This window comes from Thiocystis violacea, assembly GCF_016583575.1.
Classification (GTDB): Bacteria; Pseudomonadota; Gammaproteobacteria; order Chromatiales; family Chromatiaceae; genus Thiocystis; species Thiocystis violacea.
In genome coordinates this window covers 68730-86970 of the sequence record NZ_NRRG01000018.1, presented here as the reverse complement: position 1 = coordinate 86970, position 18241 = coordinate 68730, and the positions used below count along the sequence as shown (strand labels likewise).

Here is an 18241-nt window from a genome sequence, read left to right as displayed (position 1 = left end):
GAATGGCACTAAGTTAAGCGCGTAACCTCTACAAAACAGCTACTTGCATAGCCATCTGCGAGCCAGAAGCCCTACGGAACCCAGCGGAATCTAGGGAATTCCAGAGGGCATCCGCTGATTTGGCGGTAGCCAAAATCCGGGCTTTCACGTAAGTGGCTGATATTTATAGGTGCTAGCTTATCTTAGTGCCATTCCCCCCAGAGCCGTCTCGCCCAAATCATGAAGTGGCTAGGCCCTGACTTCGAAGGGGTCATTGCCTTCGACGAAGCTCATTCGATGGGGAACGCCCTCGATATAAAGGGAACCCGGGGGGTCAGAAAGGCGTCTCTCCAGGCGCTGGCTGGTGTCAACCTGCAACGAGAATTACCCAAGGCGCGCGTCGTCTACGTTTCGGCGACCGGTGCCACAGAAGTCTCGAATCTCTCTTACGGGGAGCGGCTTGGTCTTTGGGGCGAGGGAACCGCTTTTGCGGACAAGAGCGCGTTCGTTGGACAGATCGCAACCAGCGGCGTTGCCGGCATGGAAGTCGTTGCTAGGGATCTGAAAGCCCTGGGCCTCTATACCGCCCGCTCTCTATCCTACGACGACGTGACCTATGAGCGGCTTGAATATCCGCTCTCAGACTTCGACAAGGAGATCTACAACGAACTCGCGCGAGCATGGCAGATTGTGCTCGACAACGTCGATGCAGCGCTCAAGCTCACCGGGGCAGGACACAACGGTAATGCCGCTTCCGCCGCGCTGAGTCAGTTTTGGGGCGCTCACCAGCGCTTTTTCAATCAAGTTATCACGTCTTTACAGACCCCCGCTGCGATTGACCACATGCGTCGGCAGCTCGACGACGGCGGGGCCATCGTGGTCCAGCTCGTGAACACCAACGAAGCGGCACAGGAACGCATCCTCGCCGCCGCCGCCGCTGACGGCATCGATCTGGAAGAACTGGACTTCACTCCGCGCCAGGCGCTGATGGATTACGTTCGCAACGGCTTCCCCATCCAAGCGTTTGAGGAAAGCAAGGACGCGGACGGCAACACGATTTGGACGCCGGTCACCGATTCGGACGGCAACCCCGTCTTCGATCAGCGGGCGATCGACATGCGCGATGCACTGTTGGAGACGCTTGCGCAGATTCGCGTTCCAGAAAATCCGCTCGACGCGATCATCAACGCTTTTGGCTCTGATCGCGTCGCCGAGATCACGGGGCGCAGCCGGCGCTTTGTGCAGACACGCGACGACGATGGAAATATCCGGGTTCAGGAGGAAAAACGCGGAAAGAACGCAGCTCGCGTTGATGCCGAGCTGTTCCAGTCAGATAAGAAGGATGTTTTGGTGTTCAGCGGGGCAGGGGGCACCGGTTACAGCTTTCATGCCGATAATACTGCCGCCAACAAACGGCGCCGTTACCACTACATACTTCAGCCCGGATGGCGAGCAGACGGCGCTGTCCAGGGTTTTGGGCGAACGCATCGAACCAATCAAGCCTCCGCGCCCCATTACGTTCTACCGACAACGGATCTCCAAGCCCAGAAGCGCTTTGTCAGCTCCATTGCAAGGCGTCTGGACCAGCTCGGCGCCCTCACGCGCGGCCAGCGCGAGGCGACATCCCAGGGGCTTTTCTCTGCTGCTGACAATCTTGAGAGTCAGTACGCCCGCGACTCTTTACTGATCCTTTTCCGCGACCTCCACGCACAGCGTACCCCGCTGTCTTTTGCCGACGTGTGCAAGCAGATGGGACTCAAACTTCTGGATAAGGATGGCACTCTCATTGAGGGCAAGATTCCGGACGTCCCTCAATTCTTGAACCGTCTTCTGTCCTTGACCACCGATATGCAAGACGCCGTCTTCGACCAGTTCGAAGCGCGTTTGGTCGAGGCTGTCGAGTATGCGAAACAGCAAGGACTGTACGACGAAGGGCTCAAGACGCTTCGCGCCGCGTCGATCGTCAAGACGGCTGACGAGGTTGTTTATACCCACTCCACCGGGGCGGAAACCCGTTACGTCGAGCTGGCCGTGACTAACCCGGTGGAGTACCTCCAGTGGGAGGACATGCAGTCCATCATCCACGAGCGCGCCCGCAGGAGCGGCCGCGATCTGCAGCTTCGAGACGGCTGGTTCGTCTCCGAGTATGGCAGGACCAAGGGCCAGGTGTTCCACCTCTTAGACAATGGTGCTCGACTCAACAGTCAGGGCCAGGAGGTCCATCGCGGCGTCCTTTACGGCATTCGGAAAGACGCCCACCGTTATGTCGATAACGTGGGCGAGATCGCTGACGGCTTTGGTTATCGCCGTATCGGCGGCTCGATGCAGCGTGTGTCGATCGCGCGCGCCATCGCACCAGTGGAGGCTCGTGTTCTCTGGGAGTCCGAGGTGGCGTCAGCACCCAAGACCGAAACTGTTACTGAGGGGATTCTTGTGGGCGTGATCCTGCCGATCTGGGATCGTGTTGTCGGTAGTGAGTCCATCTACAGACTGCAAACCGACGGCGGCGAGCAACTCCTCGGGCGCCGCATGGGGCCGAAGTCGGCCGCGCAGACCAAGAAGAACCTCGGCATCGACTCGGACCTCTCCAATCTCTCAGCGAGCGAGCTATTGACCGCGATCAGGGGCGGCAAGAAGGCGGTTCTCGCCAACGGCTGGGAGATCCTGCCCGTGACAGTCGCCTATGAGCAGCGCCTGGAGATTCGCCGCAGTTCTCCCTTCTCATTTGCCGAACTTGCGTTGCTTCAGGAACAAGGCGCCTTTGTTGAGCGCGTTAACTGGTCTCAGCGGGCTTTCCTTCCTTCCAGCGAGGAGGGGCTCGCTGTCTTCGAGCGGATCACGGCCTCTAAACCCGTCGTCGACCTGTTTCCCTTGCGTGGTCGAGATCGTGATGGCGGGCAGGACAGCGACAACGAGGGCGACGACCTTGCATACGGCGTCCCTGAACCCCGTCCCCCCGCAACCTTGGAAACAGCGCCCGCGCCTAACCTGACGAGCCAAGCGCCCGCCGGCACCCCCGTTATACCTCCTGTCACTCCTTCATCCGTCACGAGGGATCGAGCAATGGCTGACGCAGACGCAAAACGCCCCTATCACGAGATCGTCGCGGAGCGGCTGATCGAGCAACTCAAGCAGGGCACCGCACCCTGGCAGCGCCCTTGGAATCCCGGTAGCCCGGCCTCTGGGATGCCGTTCAATCCCACGACCGGCAAGCGCTATCGCGGCATCAATGCGATCTGGCTGATGTCACAGGGCTTCGACGACGCCCGTTGGATGACGCTCAATCAGGCCAACTCGGTTGGCGCCCAGATCCGCAAAGGTGAAAAGTCCACGAGCGTCCAATTTTGGCAGTTCGACGAGGAGCGCGCGAAGACGGACGAAGAGGGAAAGGTGGTCCGTGATGAAAACGGCGATCCCCTCAAGGAGCGCATCCGGTTGGAGCGGCCCATCCGTCGCTTCTTTCGGGTCTTCAACGCCGAGCAGATCGACGGGCTTTCTCAGGCCGAGCGACCAGAGCAGGCATGGGACCCGATCGAGCGCGCGGAAACCATTCTCACGGCGTCCGGCGCCGACATCATCCACTCCGATTCGAGTCGCGCCTTCTACCGCCCCGCGACCGATACGATTCATCTCCCTCATCAGGGGCAATTCCCGAGTGCAGACCGCTACTACGCCACGGCGCTGCATGAGCTTGGCCACTGGACCGGACATGCGTCTAGGCTGGGGCGCGACATCGAAAACCCATTCGGTTCTAGGGCCTACGCCAAGGAGGAGCTACGCGCCGAGATTGCCTCCTTGCTCCTCGGCGAGGAGTTGGCTATCGCGCATGACCCGGGCCAGCACGCAGCCTACGTCGCATCCTGGATTGAAGCGCTTGAGGAGGATCCCATGGAGATTTTTCGCGCGGCGGCCGATGCCGAAAAGATCGTCGACTTTGTGCGCGGTTTCGAGCAAGAGCGACAGCAGACACGACAGTCAGAACTGACTGATCCGATCCCTGTTGACCTGCGTCCCCAAAGTGTCGAGACACTGGGGGGGGTCGATGTTCTGATCTGGTCCATGAATCAGGATATGCAGCGCGCGGACGACGCTTTTCAGTCCGAGCTAGAGCGGGTCTACGGCAAAAAAGAGGCCGGCGAGGCACGCTATCGCGACGCGCATGACGACCTTCAAGTCCAGGCGGCGCGAGACGCCGTGCGCATAGCCTCTGAGGTGTGGCATGGCGCTGTTGCCGACCATCGTGCCTACCTCACCATGCGAGATCTCGTCGAGCGGGGTCAGACTACACCTGACGATCGCCATCTTCAGATGCCCGCTCACTGGTGGCGACATCATCTCGCAGCGGCCCAGACGAACTACGACGACTTGCTCCAGCAGACCTATCGCGAGCGCGCCGAGGAGGAGCGCGGTCGCGATCGGCACGACGATCCTGATACCCAGTTCGCGGCAAACCTCGTGACGTTCGCGCGCGCGGGGCTCGCGCTCGCCCACGGGCGCGCGGAGCACCCGCCGAAGATCGGGGAGATCACGACGCCAGAGGCGCCGCCCAAGGCCGCGCCGCCACACCCCGAGGATCGCATCTATATTGACGTCGCCTACCGCGAGAAAGACGCCGCCAAGGCGCTGGGTGCGAAATGGGATCGCGGTCAGCGCTCGTGGTACATCCCCTCCGGTGTCGACGCCGAGCCGTTCGCGCGTTGGTCTCGGACCGTGCCCATGCCATCGCCCGGCCCAGCGATCGCTCAGCCGCCAAGGCATTCCGCTCCAGCCGGTGCAGACCGGCTCTATCTCGCGGTTCCCTACGCGCAACGGGGTGATGCCAAGGCGGCGGGGTGCCGTTGGGACACAGCGGCGAGATCCTGGTACGCCGATCCCGAGCGCCTGACCCAAGCGCAACTTGACGCGATCGACAGGTGGCGGCCAGAGCGGGTGGTTGGTGAGCAGGCACCGCCGATGGACCCGCGTCAGGAGTTTAAAGAGGCGCTGCTCGCGGCTGGATGCGTCCTGCAAGACCCGCATCCGATCATGGATGGCTCCAAACAGCGCGTGCCCGTCCACGGCGATACCGGTGGAGCGCGCGGTGGGTATTACCGGGCCTACCTGGACGGGCACCCCGCAGGGACCATCAAAAACTACCGCACCGGCGACGAAATCAAATGGGTCGCCACCGGCTACCGGCTCTCCGACACCGAGCGCGCGAAGCTCCAGGCCGACGCCGCCAACACGCTGGCCGAGCGGGCAGCGCAACGCGCGCGCACCTTCGCGGCAACGGCCGCGCGCGTCGCGCGGCAGTTCGCGAAGCTCACGCCGCTGTCGGCGCCGACACCCTATCTTGCGGCCAAGGGGCTCGCCCTGGACCCCGGTGTGCGCACCGATGACAGAGGCACCCTGTTCGTGCCCGCCAGCGATGTGGACGGCAGGCACTGGACGACCCAATCCATCCAGGCCGACGGCCAAAAGCGCTTCGCCAAGGATTCCCGCAAAGAGGGCTGCTTCTACGTCACCGGCGGTCGCGGCGTCGAAGCGCTCGCAGACGCGCCGCGCATCGTCATCGCCGAGGGCTTCGCCACCGCGCAGACGCTCGCAGATGCGCTCGGCCATCCGGTCGTCACCGCCTTCAGCGCCGACAACCTCACGTCCGTCGCCGAGGCACTCCACGCCAGGTTCCACGCGAAACCTATCGTGATCGCGGGAGACGACGATCGCCATCTGATCTTGCAGGAGGGGCGTAACCGTGGCCGGGAAGCGGCCCAGGAGGCTGCCGCCGCCGTCGGCGGAACCGCGCTCTTCCCGGTGTTCGCGCCCGCCCAATACCGCCATCCGCAGGGTCTGAAGGCGATCACGCCCGCGACCTATCGGGCGCATTGTCAGGCCAAGACCACGCTCGATCGCGCGCGCGATGGCGAAACCGCGTTGACAGAGGCACGCCGCGCGCAGCTCACCGAGACCTTGCTGAGTGAACCGCAACTCGCCTGGCTCGACCAGCTCAAGCAGCACAGCGATTTCAACGATCTCGCACGGCACAGTCGATTCGGACCCGAGGGGGTCGTGCGACAGCTGCGCGCGCTGGAGGAGCGCCTTGCGCGCAACGGCCATCCGGCGCGCACGCCGCTCGACCGCCTTAACACCGCGCCGCCGGCGCGGGCACGACGCCCATTGCAGGATGCGACATCCGGCGCTGGCGAGCGCGACGAACCGCCGCAGCGCCGCAAGGTGCGGGTGGCTTGATGAAGGCGCCGGCGCCGCGCGGAGGCGGGGAGGGGAGGGCGGTTGCGGGTGTCCGCCCGTCCGCACCCGGCGCGATCGCCGTCGCGCTGGTCAAGAGACGATCGGATGAGCGCTTTCTGAATCCTCGCGGTACCTTGGTCGGGCCGCGCACAGCTTATCCACAGCCCTGGTCACAGGGGTAGGGGATAAGGTGAGACGCGTGATGGCTTTCCCCGTGTGCTTCGCGGTCTCCACATGAAGCGCCGCTGGGTCCATCCGGAGAAAATCCGCTGACCAAGCGCCTTCCCAGGTGCCCGGAGGACGCGGGCCAGCGCGAGCGCCTGGATGTCCCGGCCCGTGCGCGGGCGTCGCTCAGCGAGGGCTCCGCCGCCGCTCAGCGCCTGGCACACGCTGCGGCGATCGGATGGCCCTCGCCGCTTCTTGCGGGCATGCTGACAGGGTGGGCCGTGGTGCGGCACGGCCGGGAGCTGTCCGGTCGCCTCGACGGACAGGACCGCACCCACCGTCATCGCGCAGGGCGGCATGCCCCGCGTGTCAGCGCTTGCGCCATTCCCAAAGGCGGCATGGGGGCGGCATCCTGCCATCACCCCGCACGTCTGGCCTCTTCCTCGGCCAAGGCGTCCCGCGCACGACTTTTCGCCGTCTCCTCGGACGGGTGCAGGGCGATCAGGGGTTCAGTGTGCGGCGACCTTGGCGTAAGGTTCGCTCCAATGACTATCAGCGCGTCCATTCGCTTGGTGACCCACGCCGGCTGCGGTTCCCGCCGTGGCGCGGGCGCCCATGGCGAGGTGAGCCTGTGAGACGCCGCTGGATCCATCCGCAGAAGGCCCGTTACTACCAGGTCGAGCTGCTGCAGGATCTGCTTGGCGACTGGACGCTCGTCCTCAGCTGGGGTGGCCTGCGGTCACGTCAGGGCGGGATACGCATCCTCGCCGTGGCGGGCGAAGCGCTGGGACTGGAGCAGCGCGAGGCGATCGGAAAGCGGCGCCGTCAACGAGGCTACGTCCAACTCTCTGGCCTCTTTGCGGAGGATGCCGAGATCCTCCGGGATGTCCGCGCCACTGTCCCAGTGCACTCGCGTCCGGTCGGCGACCGGGACAACGACCTCTTTCAGGCAACCACAGCCGTCAGCGCTGAAGCGCCCAAGCCGCCTGGATGAGGACAGGCACGGCGGTCCAACCGCCGAACCATCCGTCGCGAACCGTCAAGGCGTTGCCGAGCAACCGCACTTGGCCGGTGTCGCGGCGGGAGGCGCCGCAGGGCGCGTGGGGGTCGCGCAGGCGACGCGCCAGAGAACGCCAGCGGCGGCGAGGAGCACGCGCACGCGATCGATGGTGTTCCGTTCCATGGTTAATCAGCCCCCATCGACTGCGCACTGGATGCCGTCCCCTGATCCACCCGTTCCCGCAGTTCTTTCCCCGGTTTGAAGTGGGGCGCGTATTTTCCGGACAAGGCCACCGCTGCGCCGGTCCTCGGATTGCGCGCAAGACGGGCAGGGCGGTAATGCAGGGAGAAACTGCCGAACCCTCGGATCTCGATGCGCTCACCGCCAGCCAGCGCATCGGTCATGCGCCCCAGGATCGCCTTGACGGCTGATTCGACGTCGCGTTCGGGTAGATGTTCTTGGCGGCTGGCGAGCAGCGCGATCAGTTCGGATCGGGTCATCATTCGGTTCTTCATCCGTACCTGGAAGGACAAACGCCCCATTGTATCGGTCACGGGGGGATCGCCGAAATGATGCCAGGACGCCGCCGCGTCCATCCGCAGAAGACCCGTTTACCAAGCCGAGCAGGTCCAACGAGCCGTTCTGTCACCAGCCGCCACTGCCATGCGCGCGCTCGGGATGTGAACGGTCGGGCACATCCCGGCCCGAACCCCAATCCTTGTTGCTCAACCGTTCACCCGACGCCCTGCACCGCAGCGGCCAACCCGACCGATTGAGACCCCCTGTCACGCCGCTCCAGCCAGTGTCCCCACTGGCTTGCGCGCGCGGCTTGCTGAACGGATCTCGCGCGCCTCGTGAAACCTCCTGTTTCCGTCCCCGGCTCCAGGAGGACTCGGCCAGCGCGAGGGCCTGGATCTCCCGGCACCTGCGCTGGCGTCGCTCAGCGCGGGCTGCGCTTGCGCTCCGCCCACGCTCAGTTCCTGGCGCACGCGGCGGCGATCGCATGGCGAGACGCTGACCCGCTTGCGCGTCAGGCGCGATGCGCCTCACGCTCCAGCGGACCAGCCCCCCGCCCTCGCCTTGGCCGGGGCCGCGGCGCCTCGCGCGCTCGGCGTGCGGGAAGGAGGCTCCAGCCAGCGGCCCCGCTGACTGGAGCCGTGGATGGAGGGAACAGCCCCCGGTGTCAGGATAGAAGTCGCCTCCCTCTGGGAGGGTGTGTGTGAGGATGGGGGCCTGACAGTCCTGGGGCCTAGCGCCCCTTGGGCGTCGCTGGGAAGGAGCCCGTAGGGTGACTGGACAGCGACGCCCAAGGGGCGCGGCGCGAACGCGCCGGCACTGGGACGCACCAAGAGGCGACGGATTTTGAAGACCTACTCGGACGAGCTGAAAGCCAGCATCCTGACCAAGATGCTCCCCCCCAATCCCGTCAGCGTACCCGTGTTGGCGCGCGAGTACGGGATTCCTCGTGACACCCTCTACGGCTGGCGTCGTCAAGCCGGCGACCCGGCGGCGCTGGCGACGACCCCGGCCGGCCCGGTCGGCGTTCTGAGCAGCGCCGAGAAGTTCGCCGCAGTGGTGGAGACGGCCGGCCTCAACGAACTGGATCTGGGCGCGTACTGTCGGCGCAAGGGGCTCTTTGCCGAGCAGATCGCCGCTTGGCGCACCACCTGCCAGCGCGCCAACGAGCCCCGGCCCACCAGCGCCGAGCGCACCGAACAACGCGCCGAGCGCGAACAGATCAACCAGTTGTCCAAGGAGTTGCAGCGCAAGGACAAGGCGCTGGCGGAGGCGGCGGCCCTGTTGTTGCTCCAAAAAAAAGTCCGGGCGATCTGGGAGGAGCCCGCGGACGCTCCCTCTCCCACGCCCGGCGCGTCCAGGTGAGCGGGTGGATCGGCGAAGCGGTCAGCACGGGCGCGCGCTTGGAACAGGCCTGCGCGGCCGTCGGGCTGAGCGCCCGCACCCTGCAGCGCTGGCGACAGGCGGGCGCCATCCAGGGCGATGCCCGTTGTCGCGAACACCGCGCGCCCGACGCCGTGCGCACCCCGGCCAACCGACTCACGAACGCCGAGCGAACCGCCATCCTGACGGTGGCCAACCAAGCGGAATTCGCCCACCTGTCCCCGCACCAGATCGTCCCGGCGCTGGCCGATCAGGGCCGCTACCTGGCCTCGGAATCGACCTTCTACCGGGTGCTACGGGCCGCCGATCAACTCGCCCGACGCGGCCAGCCCAAGGCGCCCGCGCGCGGGCGTCCCTCACCACTGACCGCCACCGGCCCCAATCAGGTCTGGAGTTGGGACATCACGTATTTGGCCACCACCGTGAAGGGGATGTTTTTCTATCTCTACCTGATCATGGACGTCTACAGCCGCAAGATCGTCGGCTGGGAGGTCTACCCGAGCGAATCCGCCGAGCAGGCCGCCAGTGTCTTCCGCAAGGCTCACCTGCGCGAAGGTGTGCGCGCCGATGCCTTGGTTCTGCATTCGGACAATGGCGCACCCATGAAAGGCGCCACCATGCTGGCCACCTTGCAGCGCCTGGGCGTCGTGCCCTCGTTCAGCCGACCCTCGGTGAGTGATGACAACCCCTTCTCGGAGTCGCTGTTCAACACCCTCAAGGGCCATCCAGGGTTCCCCGAACAGCCCTTCGCGAGCCTGGATGACGCCCGTACCTGGGTCGACGGATTCGAGCGCTGGTACAACACCGAGCACCTCCACAGCGCCTTGCGCTTCGTCACCCCCGCGCAGCGCCATCGCGGCGAGGATATTGACCGGCTCGCTCAGCGTGATGCCCTCTATCAGGCCGCCAAGGCCCAGCATCCCGAACGCTGGCGCGGCAACACGCGCAACTGGAAGCCCGAGATCACCGTCTTCCTCAACCCTGGAAAACCGACCGCAACGGAGCATCAAAACCAACTGACAGCGACATGACCAATGCGACAACTACCTTGACACTTACCGACAGCAAGGAGCAGGCGGCCAGCGCGTCACGCGCTCCACGGATCAAGTGACGCTCGAACGACGGCACGTTGGCTGGGCCAGGGACACGCGTCGCACCCGAAATCGCCTCCGTGCCCTGGTCAGACCCCAACTCGCGCACTTTCCGGCGTTGGGTTGCCCGGATGTCACAGGGGCCGTTCAGCCGATTCGGCTATGATCCGGACGGTGAGACCCAACCAAGGACATCCGCGATGACCGAACATTACCGATCCGCCCTGTTGGCGCTACTTCTTGGTATCGGTTGGTTGGGGACCGCCCAGGCCAGCTCGCCGCGCTGCGCCAGTGCCGCCCTCGAACAGGCCCAACGTCTTCTGGTCTTTCACTTCGGCGAAGATGACCGGATCGCCATCGATCCAGAGGTTGTCGAGAAAGCGCCGCTGCGCAATCCGGCCAACAAAGACCAGACCTTTCAAGTGCTGGAGGTGTGGGGAACGATCTACAAAGGTCAGTACCGCATGCGCCTGATTTATTACACACTCGGTCAGGAGTGCGTGTTGATGGGACAGGAAATACTCGAATATTCGCGCGTGTGATGAAGACCGCCGCTGACACCCCAACCCAACTGCTCGGCCCGCTGAATCCCGTCGAGCGCACGCATGCGCCGGACCGGCTCTCTGTCGCCGGAGACGTCGCGATCCTGGAGACCGGCGCGCGCGTGTCCATCGTCGGCGCGCGGGTGGTCCCCCGCGCGGCAAAAGGTTGCGTGGACGCGCTGGAAGATTGATTGCTTCCGCATTGGAGGTCGATCCCATGTCCAACGAACAGCGCTACTGGTTTCCCGCCAAACGCTACGGCTGGGGCTGGGGTCTGCCCACTGTATGGCAAGGCTGGGTCGTCATGGTCATCTTCTTCGCCCTTGTCTTGGTAGGCGCAGGAGCGCTGCTGCCAAGTCACGGGGCCGCCGTATTCGTCGCCTACGCCGCGCTCTTGTGCGTCGGTCTCGTCGCCGTATGCTGGGTCACTGGCGAGCCTCCCACCTGGCGCTGGGGCGGCAAGTGAACGAGATCACCACTGCCGAGAAAGAAGCCCTCGCGGCGAAGGGCGCATTCACGGTCGGCGTTTTGCCGAGTTCGGTCTACTTCGAAACGCGGGCCAACCAGGCCGTTTCGCTCCCCTGGCACGACACCGTTCTACGGCCACTGCTAGCGGTTGCTGCACAGGCCTGGGTGTACGAGATGCAGGAAGGCTCAGACACGTTCAAGTCTGCCGAGACCATTCTGATGCGCAAGGCAGGGAAGTATGAAATCCAACTCGGTGGGGAGCCAATCAAAGGACATGAGTTGTTCTGGAACGCGTCCGGTGGGCAGCGAGGCTCTATCACCTTGCTCTTCGCCCCGACGGAGATACCAACAACGGCCGTCTTTCCTCACTGCGAACGAGCATTCTTGATCAACAACCCGTCTGTCCCTCACTCGCCAGCCGCAATCCGATATGTCAAGTCGGTAACCTCAGACGGCCGGTTGGTTGCGGGCATGCTCTCCCGCACCAACGGTCTTCAGTGGTTGTCTTTCCATGGCGCATTCGAACCGCTGGCAAGGCTCTTCGTACAAGCCAAGGCCCTGGTCAAAGGTGCGAATGCACCCTAACTGTAGCGACCTACAAACATCGGGCGCTCAGCCTGCAAACATCGCGATTTTCGGCCCAGATTAACTGACAATATCCGGGGCCTCGAACCCACATTAATCTGCCAACAGCCCAGATTATTTGCCAACAGCCTGCAAACATCCGGGCCGGCCCAGATTCTCTGCGAACGGTCAGACTCTAGTTCTGAAAGACCGCAGATCTCCCTGGTCACGTCTCAATCCGTTCCAGGAGTTTTGCACCGTCCGAGATTCCGGTCATGGTGCGCAGGAAGACGACCTCGCGGTTGAGGGTCTTCTTGATCTCGGCGGCGGATAGCGGGGGCTCCAGAAGTCGAAATCCGCTCAGCTCTTGGAAGTGGCACTCGTCTTTGTCGCCCTCATGGTCGGCCGTCTGTGTGGACCCGGTACCTCGACCGTAGGCGACGATCCCTCGTCCATTTTCGTAGAGGAACACAACGTCGCCCTCTGCGATCCTGTTGATGTTGTGCTTCCACGGATCATAGAACGCTGCCGCCACCCCGTCTCGGAGCATCATCTCGTGATCGTGCACGTTGTTGCCCTTGTTCGTGTTCAGCAGGTGATACCGAAAGTCCTCTGGGTACTTCGCATCGTCTAACTGGAGCTCCTCCTCAGCAACGCTCGCCCCCTCTTCAATGAGCTTCAGCAGCACGTCTTGGCGAGACATTCCCAGGTGTGTCGCCAGCTCGTCTGCGAACGACTGCAGCTCCTTGGGTATCCTGACGGTGACAGCGACCACCTCCTTCTTCACGGCTTTTGAGCGACGGATCATTTCTCGAAGGTTGGTCATGGTGAGTTCCTCGATTAGTTGGTGTGACGGTGCAAAGCATAGCATCAAATAAGATTCTTCACAGATTTTATATAGAATTTTTTTAGATTCTTTTTAGCTTGCTCAGTTTTGCATCCAACACTACACGGGGATACTCCCCAAACTTGGTCCGAGAAAACGGCCGTTTTTTCGGACCGATCCACGGCACGCCTGACATCCTCTCAAAACCGATCTTTCCAGTTCGAAAAACCGGTTGTCGCAATCAAGGTCCGAGTTTCCTAGACTTGAACGAGTAAGTCGGACCAATCAGACGGCGGGAGGGGCCATGCAGATTGGCTATGCGCGTGTCAGCACCAAGGAGCAGAGCGTTGACCTGCAGGTCGATGCCCTGCGCCGAGCTGGCTGCGCGAAGGTCTTCCAGGAAGGGGGTGTAAGCCCAAACCCCAGAAAATTCCGTCAGCCCAGATTCAGCCCCGCCACGATTGCATCCAGGTCGATGAGTGACCCGGTGCCGCGGAACGTGTAGTGCCCGTTGAGATGGACGTGACGCCATGCCGTCGGCGAGATCTTCTTGATCATGGCCAGGGCCTTCGCATTCCCGCTTGCCTCGTACTTGGTGAGCAAGCGCGAGAGGATCGCGGAGTTGTAGTAGATGATGGCGTTGGCGATCAGCCGCGCACACTGGTTGCAGATCTCGATCTGGATGTCGGTCCGACCGGTCAGCTCTTTCTTGCCGCCGACCTGGGCGATCGCCGAGCGCAGCTGGTGATAGGACTCGATGCGGTTTTGCGAGCGATGCACGTTGCGCTGCAGCTGCGGATCTCGAAGGTACCGCAGGGTGTAGATGCTGCGAATCAGCTTGTCGAACTCGAAGATGGCCCGTCGCGTCGGATTCGGGGCGGTGTAGGTGCAGAGCTTACGGATCAGCATACCCTGGGTCATTTCCTTCAGACCTAGCGTGGCAACGATCTGGTCGATGTTGGCCTTCTCGTCCACGATCGCCTGCAGATCAATCTGACCGGCAGGAGCGATCAGAAATTCCTCGTACAGCGATGGCGCAGCGGCGCAATAGAGCGCTTTCAGCTGTTTCTTCAGATCGGTGAACCGCGGCTCGAAGCGCGGCCCAAACCAGTGCAGGATGGCGAAGTTCGCCTTGTTGATGCTGTGCATGTCGCCGGTGATCACACTCGGGACGATCTCGGAGGTGTTGCGGTACCAGATGTCGAAGACATGATGGGCCTCGAGCTCGTGTGCGCCGATGAGCCAGCTCTGGAGCGGCACGTGGTTGCACAGCAGGGTGTAGGCGACGACGCCTTTGCCCCGACCGAAATACTTGCGTGAGTGACGTGCCTTGACGGTCGGGCGCTCGACGCCGAACTTCTGGCCATCGACCGCACCGTAGAGCACGCCGAGGTCAAACGAGTAGTGTGGAAAGATCGGTAAATCGGCGATGGCATCGCTGATTTGATCGTTGGCCGCCTGCAGCGAAGCCTGACGCAGGTACTGCTGGGAGGTCTCCTCCAGCACGTGATAGCGGATGTCGCTGGTCTTCGCGATCACGAGGTTGCCGTGATTCATCGCCTGGGCAATGATGGCGGCCATTAAGCTGTCCACGTCGACGGCCTGCTTGGCGTAGCGTGGCTGCAGCGGCGTCAGCGCCGATAGGAACTGGCATTGGTCGTTGACGAAACGTAACAGGTCAGCCACATCGCAGAACGCCAGCTGCTCGTAGAAGTTGTCCTGGAGAGCGGCCTCCTGATTGGCCTTCGGCCGGCGCCAGGTCAGCGTCTTGGTCTTGCGGTCATAGTCGAGGTGCTTGAGCTTTCTTTGGCTCAGCTCACGATTGAACGCCAGCCATTGCGTATGCAGCGCGTCGGTCAAGGTGCCGAGCTGGGTCTGAATCGGTGTGCGCAGCCAGGGAATGTCCATCTTGGCGAGCACGTCCGCCTTCTCCTCGAGGGAGACGAGCTCGTCGGTGAAGCGGCGGTGCTGCAAGCTGTCGTCCAGATAGAGCTCGCCGGACTTGAGGCGTTTTCTGATCTGGCGGTACAGCCAGAACTCGTATCGATCGGCATGTAGGCCGGTGGGTTCCCCGTCGGCGTCGAACGTCAGCAGAAACGAGCGCAAACGCTTGGGCAGCGTCGCCTTCGGGCATTCAGCAAGCGGGCGCTGCGACAGGCGTTGCCGGTTGGCGAACACCTCGTTGACCCAGGCGAGCGCCTCCAGCCATGGGTTGTCCGCCACGACCCCGGAAAAGTCGAGCGCGCCATAGAGCGGGCGCAGCTGACGGCGAATGCGTCCGGCCAGGGTGTCGACAGCCTCCCAGCGCAGAGCCAGCTTGCTCGGCGGCTTCACGCTGAGGTGCTGGCCGGTGATCTGCAGGTCCTCCTTGGGCATGATCTTGAACGCACGCTTGCGCACCTCGCCGAAGGGCGTGGCGTCGTCGACCGACTCGTCGACATAGAGCAACAGCAAGCGTCCGACCTGCGGGGTTTCCTGCTGCCGCTGTATCTGTTCTGCGAGAAGGTGCTTGTTGGCCTGAGCCTTGGTCTCCTCCTCGAACTGCTGGGTGTGGTAGCCCAACGCGTCGACGAGATTGTCGGTGAGCTGGCGGTAGCGTTGCCAAACGTAGCAGAGCAGGTACAGGTGCGTCTGCTCCGGCTTGAAGCGGCGCAAATCGTAGACCGTGTAGAAGTTCGCAAGGCTCGCGTAATAGAGTAGGTTCTGTTGTGAGACCGCGAGCTTGGGCAGCAGCGTCTTGGCGATCCGGTACAACGGCTCGAGCTGGGCGCGTTTGTCCCGCTCACGGGCCATCTGTCGCCAACCGAAGTCCTTGGCGTCTTGCTTCAGGGCGGCCAGCTCCGAGAGCATGTCATCGCGCACCAGGAGTTGGGCCAGCGCCTCCTTGGTCGCCGCATCCAGTCCCTCGGCGAGCAGCTCGCCCAAGCGTCGGCGTTCGGCGGACAACGCCTCGCTGATCACCGTCTGCAAGGTCGTGTAGCCGGGACGGACAATTCTGTGCGCGTTGAAATAGGTGATGAGCTCGGCGACGATGAAGCCGATGGTGACATCGCGGCGAACAATCTGGACCAGCTGCTGCTCCAGTTGCGGGAGAAACGTGGCCGACCAGAGCCGATAGTCGAACAGCTCAGCGATCATCGCCCGCTGCGTGTAGTGCTCGTGCTTGGTGATGGTCTGCGGCTCGAAGGCTCGGTCGCTGAAATAGTGAGCCAGGACGAAGGAACAATCCGCCTGCACCGCGTCCCAGGTGAAGCGAAAGAAGGCCTGCTTGGCCTTGAAATAGCCGATCTGCAAGACGCAATAGACCTGCGCGTGCAGACCGCTACGGGCGCAGGCCATGGCCAGTTGCGCTTCTGACAGGGACAGATACTCCAGGCGCTGTCCCTCGTCAAAATCGGGCAGACCGTAGAGAGCGAATTGCTCAACGTCCGACAGGACGGACAGTGACTTGTTCTTCGTCGCCATCGCGGCCTCCCTCATTTCGATGGGATGGCGCAGGACGCCCGCACGAGCGGCGACATTAGGATTTGGCCCGGTGCCGTGCCCAGATCCGCTTGACCTGGCTGACGCTGCATCCGGCTAACTCGGCCGTGCGCTCGATAGTCTGGCCGGCGCGACGCAGAGCAACGATGCGTTGGTGGGTTACGGTGTCAGCCTTACGACCGGTGTACTTGCCGGCCGCCTTGGCGAGTTGCACGCCCTGGCGCTGCCGCTCGCGCCGTGTCTCGTAGTCGTCCCGGGCCATCTGTAGGGCCAGCTTCAGCAGCAGCTCCTGGACCGACATCAGCACGATCTTGGCGACACCATCGGCCTTGTCTGCCAAGTCGGAGAGATCGACTAGGCCCGGCACGGCCAACCGAGCACCCTTGGCCCGAATGGAAGCGACCAGTTTTTCCGCTTCGGGCAGCGGCAGCCGGCTGATCCGATCAATCTTCTCGGCAACCACCACTTCGCCCGGTTGCAGATCAGCGATCATCCGCAGCAGCTCCGGGCGGTCAGCGCGGGCACCGGACGCCTTCTCGCGATAGATGCCGGCGACGTAGTAGCCGGCAGCCCGTGTGCTGTGCTCAATATCGGCCTGACGGGAAAGATCTTGTTCGTCGGTGCTGACGCGGAGGTAGATGCGAGCGATTTTCACGGCAACTGGCCAAGATGGGTATACGCAAGTTGCCCAGCTTGGACGACCTGGCCAAGAATTGCCAGGGACGAGGTAATTTAGCCACCAGCTATTTGGCTATTCAAATTGGCTATTTTTGGGACCGGCGGAATTTTCTGGGGTTTGGGCTTACACCCCCTTTCTCCACGCTCAACTGCCTCCCGGTCGGACTCAGGAACTGCATGCCCAGTTGCTGGGCGCAGGCCTGCCGGTGTGACGGCAACTCAGATCAAAGACTGACCCATTGGCAACTAATCTGAGTCCGCCCGGATGTTTGCAGGCTGTTGGCAGAAAGCGTGGGCTTGTTGGCAAATAATGCGGGTTCAAGATCCCGGATATTGGCAGCTAATCTGGGCCGAAATCCGGGATGTTTGCAGGTCGGGCGTCGGATGTTTGCAGGCCGCTACACCTAACCCCGCGCGCGCGGCTCAGAGGCTGTGAAGAAACTGGTTTTTCACAGCCATGGGTTCTTCGTCTTGTTGCTATTGAAGAGATCGCGATTCCAGGCAAGGGGGTTTTTCACAACCTCTCAGCTCAAACGTTAAGCCTCACAGGAGCCCAGTGTCGCCATGCAGCCCCAGGTCCTGTACTCCGACCGACTCCACGTTCACTACGGACAGTTCTACGTGGAGCCACAAGACGGCGACTTCGCAGACATGGCGCTCGCCTTTCGCGGGCAATCGAACGGCATCTGCGGTGCGGCTCAGACAGGAAGGCTGTTTCTCATCACCGGCATCCATACCGGTCACGTCCATGTCACCGTGGAGCTTCTTGATGCTGCGCCACTGGCAGATCCTTCATGGGAAGAAATCGTCGAATGCTCATTCGCTCAGCACGCCAATGCGCTGCTGCTGCGCGAGTGGGGGCAGGAAGCGGAGTACCCCCTCGACATCCCTCAAGGAACGTACCGTGTAAGGTACAGTGCTCGGTCCATGTTGGGGGACTGGCAACTTACAGACGACGACGGGCCTATGCAGGTTTACCTCTTGCAGTTCTGGCCTGCTCCACGCAACGCCGACGTCGTCACCAAAGTCTCCGGGGAGTGCGCCCGGTATTGGCATGGCGAGATGAGCAAGACCCGCGAGTGAGGTAGGGGAGGGCGCTTCCATCGTTCGATCGGAACCCCTAAATGTAGCCGCTCGCAATCATCCGAGCCCGTGCGCTCAATCATCGGGTTTTTCCTGCTCGGCCATGCGCACATGGTTTTCCGACAGGCAAGTAGCGGCTCATGACAGAGCCGTCGGGTCTACCCCTATTCGAATCAGTCCATCAAGGATGATGGCTGATACTTAACCCGATTTTCCGTTCCACTGCGCCTCGAAT

Annotated in this window: 13 protein-coding genes; 9 read left to right on the top strand and 4 right to left on the bottom strand. The window is 62.8% G+C overall.

Annotation, left to right across the window (positions count from 1 at the left end; genetic code table 11):
- Positions 1 to 219 precede the first annotated feature (219 nt).
- On the top strand, positions 220 to 6207 hold the full coding sequence (locus tag CKO27_RS10970) for a strawberry notch C-terminal domain-containing protein (RefSeq protein WP_200374933.1): 5988 nt from the start codon (positions 220 to 222) through the stop codon (positions 6205 to 6207).
- Positions 6208 to 7003: 796 nt separating this feature from the next.
- Positions 7004 to 7366 carry a WGR domain-containing protein gene (locus CKO27_RS25185; RefSeq protein WP_338115990.1) on the top strand — a complete coding sequence of 121 codons (363 nt, stop codon included), beginning with the start codon at positions 7004 to 7006 and terminating at the stop codon, positions 7364 to 7366.
- A gap of 191 nt (positions 7367 to 7557) precedes the next feature.
- Here the strand turns inward: CKO27_RS25185 and CKO27_RS10960 are convergent, their stop codons facing one another.
- Positions 7558 to 7872 (bottom strand): integration host factor subunit beta, encoded by a 315-nt coding sequence (locus CKO27_RS10960; RefSeq protein WP_200374935.1) that lies wholly within the window; start codon positions 7870 to 7872, stop codon positions 7558 to 7560.
- Positions 7873 to 8734: 862 nt separating this feature from the next.
- Between CKO27_RS10960 and CKO27_RS10955 the strand changes: the two genes are divergently transcribed.
- The 5 genes from CKO27_RS10955 to CKO27_RS10935 all read left to right on the top strand — a co-directional run bounded on the left by CKO27_RS10955 (position 8735) and on the right by CKO27_RS10935 (position 11957).
- Positions 8735 to 10302, top strand: a protein-coding gene (locus tag CKO27_RS10955) for an IS3 family transposase (RefSeq protein ID WP_420825827.1) whose coding sequence is annotated in 2 segments (ribosomal slippage) — positions 8735 to 9191 and positions 9191 to 10302 — 1569 coding nt in all. Because the reading frame shifts where the segments join, the coding sequence is not laid out codon by codon here.
- A gap of 260 nt (positions 10303 to 10562) precedes the next feature.
- Positions 10563 to 10904: a hypothetical protein gene (locus tag CKO27_RS10950; protein WP_200374932.1), complete on the top strand. Its 342-nt coding sequence runs from the start codon at positions 10563 to 10565 to the stop codon at positions 10902 to 10904.
- Complete coding sequence (locus tag CKO27_RS10945; RefSeq protein WP_200374931.1) at positions 10904 to 11095, top strand: hypothetical protein; 192 nt, start codon at positions 10904 to 10906, stop codon at positions 11093 to 11095. The genes CKO27_RS10950 and CKO27_RS10945 overlap by 1 nt, the downstream gene beginning before the upstream one ends.
- Positions 11096 to 11121: 26 nt before the next feature.
- The gene (locus CKO27_RS10940) at positions 11122 to 11370 is read left to right on the top strand and encodes a hypothetical protein (protein ID WP_200374930.1); all 249 of its coding nucleotides are present in this window, start codon (positions 11122 to 11124) and stop codon (positions 11368 to 11370) included.
- Positions 11367 to 11957 (top strand): hypothetical protein, encoded by a 591-nt coding sequence (locus CKO27_RS10935; protein ID WP_200374929.1) that lies wholly within the window; start codon positions 11367 to 11369, stop codon positions 11955 to 11957. The genes CKO27_RS10940 and CKO27_RS10935 overlap by 4 nt, the downstream gene beginning before the upstream one ends.
- 205 nt (positions 11958 to 12162) lie before the next feature.
- On the opposite strand, the gene CKO27_RS10930 is transcribed toward CKO27_RS10935, so the two are convergent.
- The gene (locus tag CKO27_RS10930; RefSeq protein WP_200374928.1) at positions 12163 to 12762 is read right to left on the bottom strand and encodes a hypothetical protein; all 600 of its coding nucleotides are present in this window, start codon (positions 12760 to 12762) and stop codon (positions 12163 to 12165) included.
- Between the two features lie 304 nt (positions 12763 to 13066).
- Here CKO27_RS10930 and CKO27_RS24535 point away from each other — a divergent pair, with 304 nt between their 5' ends.
- Positions 13067 to 13267: a recombinase family protein gene (locus CKO27_RS24535; RefSeq protein WP_242470850.1), complete on the top strand. Its 201-nt coding sequence runs from the start codon at positions 13067 to 13069 to the stop codon at positions 13265 to 13267.
- Here CKO27_RS24535 and CKO27_RS10920 read toward each other — a convergent pair.
- Positions 13198 to 16227: a Tn3 family transposase gene (locus CKO27_RS10920; RefSeq protein ID WP_200374927.1), complete on the bottom strand. Its 3030-nt coding sequence runs from the start codon at positions 16225 to 16227 to the stop codon at positions 13198 to 13200. The two genes, CKO27_RS24535 and CKO27_RS10920, sit on opposite strands and share 70 nt — an antisense overlap.
- A 55-nt stretch (positions 16228 to 16282) precedes the next feature.
- Positions 16283 to 16900 carry a recombinase family protein gene (locus tag CKO27_RS10915; RefSeq protein ID WP_200374926.1) on the bottom strand — a complete coding sequence of 206 codons (618 nt, stop codon included), beginning with the start codon at positions 16898 to 16900 and terminating at the stop codon, positions 16283 to 16285.
- Between the two features lie 587 nt (positions 16901 to 17487).
- Between CKO27_RS10915 and CKO27_RS10910 the strand changes: the two genes are divergently transcribed.
- Positions 17488 to 18006 (top strand): hypothetical protein, encoded by a 519-nt coding sequence (locus CKO27_RS10910; protein WP_200374925.1) that lies wholly within the window; start codon positions 17488 to 17490, stop codon positions 18004 to 18006.
- Positions 18007 to 18241 lie beyond the last annotated feature (235 nt).

Coding starts and splice junctions, on each gene's coding strand:
- CKO27_RS10970 (WP_200374933.1), top strand. CDS start 220: ATGAAGTGGCTAGGCCCTGACTTCGAAGGGGTCATTGCCTTCGACGAA.
- CKO27_RS10960 (WP_200374935.1), bottom strand. CDS start 7,872: ATGACCCGATCCGAACTGATCGCGCTGCTCGCCAGCCGCCAAGAACAT.
- CKO27_RS10950 (WP_200374932.1), top strand. CDS start 10,563: ATGACCGAACATTACCGATCCGCCCTGTTGGCGCTACTTCTTGGTATC.
- CKO27_RS10945 (WP_200374931.1), top strand. CDS start 10,904: ATGAAGACCGCCGCTGACACCCCAACCCAACTGCTCGGCCCGCTGAAT.
- CKO27_RS10940 (WP_200374930.1), top strand. CDS start 11,122: ATGTCCAACGAACAGCGCTACTGGTTTCCCGCCAAACGCTACGGCTGG.
- CKO27_RS10930 (WP_200374928.1), bottom strand. CDS start 12,762: ATGACCAACCTTCGAGAAATGATCCGTCGCTCAAAAGCCGTGAAGAAG.
- CKO27_RS24535 (WP_242470850.1), top strand. CDS start 13,067: ATGCAGATTGGCTATGCGCGTGTCAGCACCAAGGAGCAGAGCGTTGAC.
- CKO27_RS10920 (WP_200374927.1), bottom strand. CDS start 16,227: ATGGCGACGAAGAACAAGTCACTGTCCGTCCTGTCGGACGTTGAGCAA.
- CKO27_RS10910 (WP_200374925.1), top strand. CDS start 17,488: ATGCAGCCCCAGGTCCTGTACTCCGACCGACTCCACGTTCACTACGGA.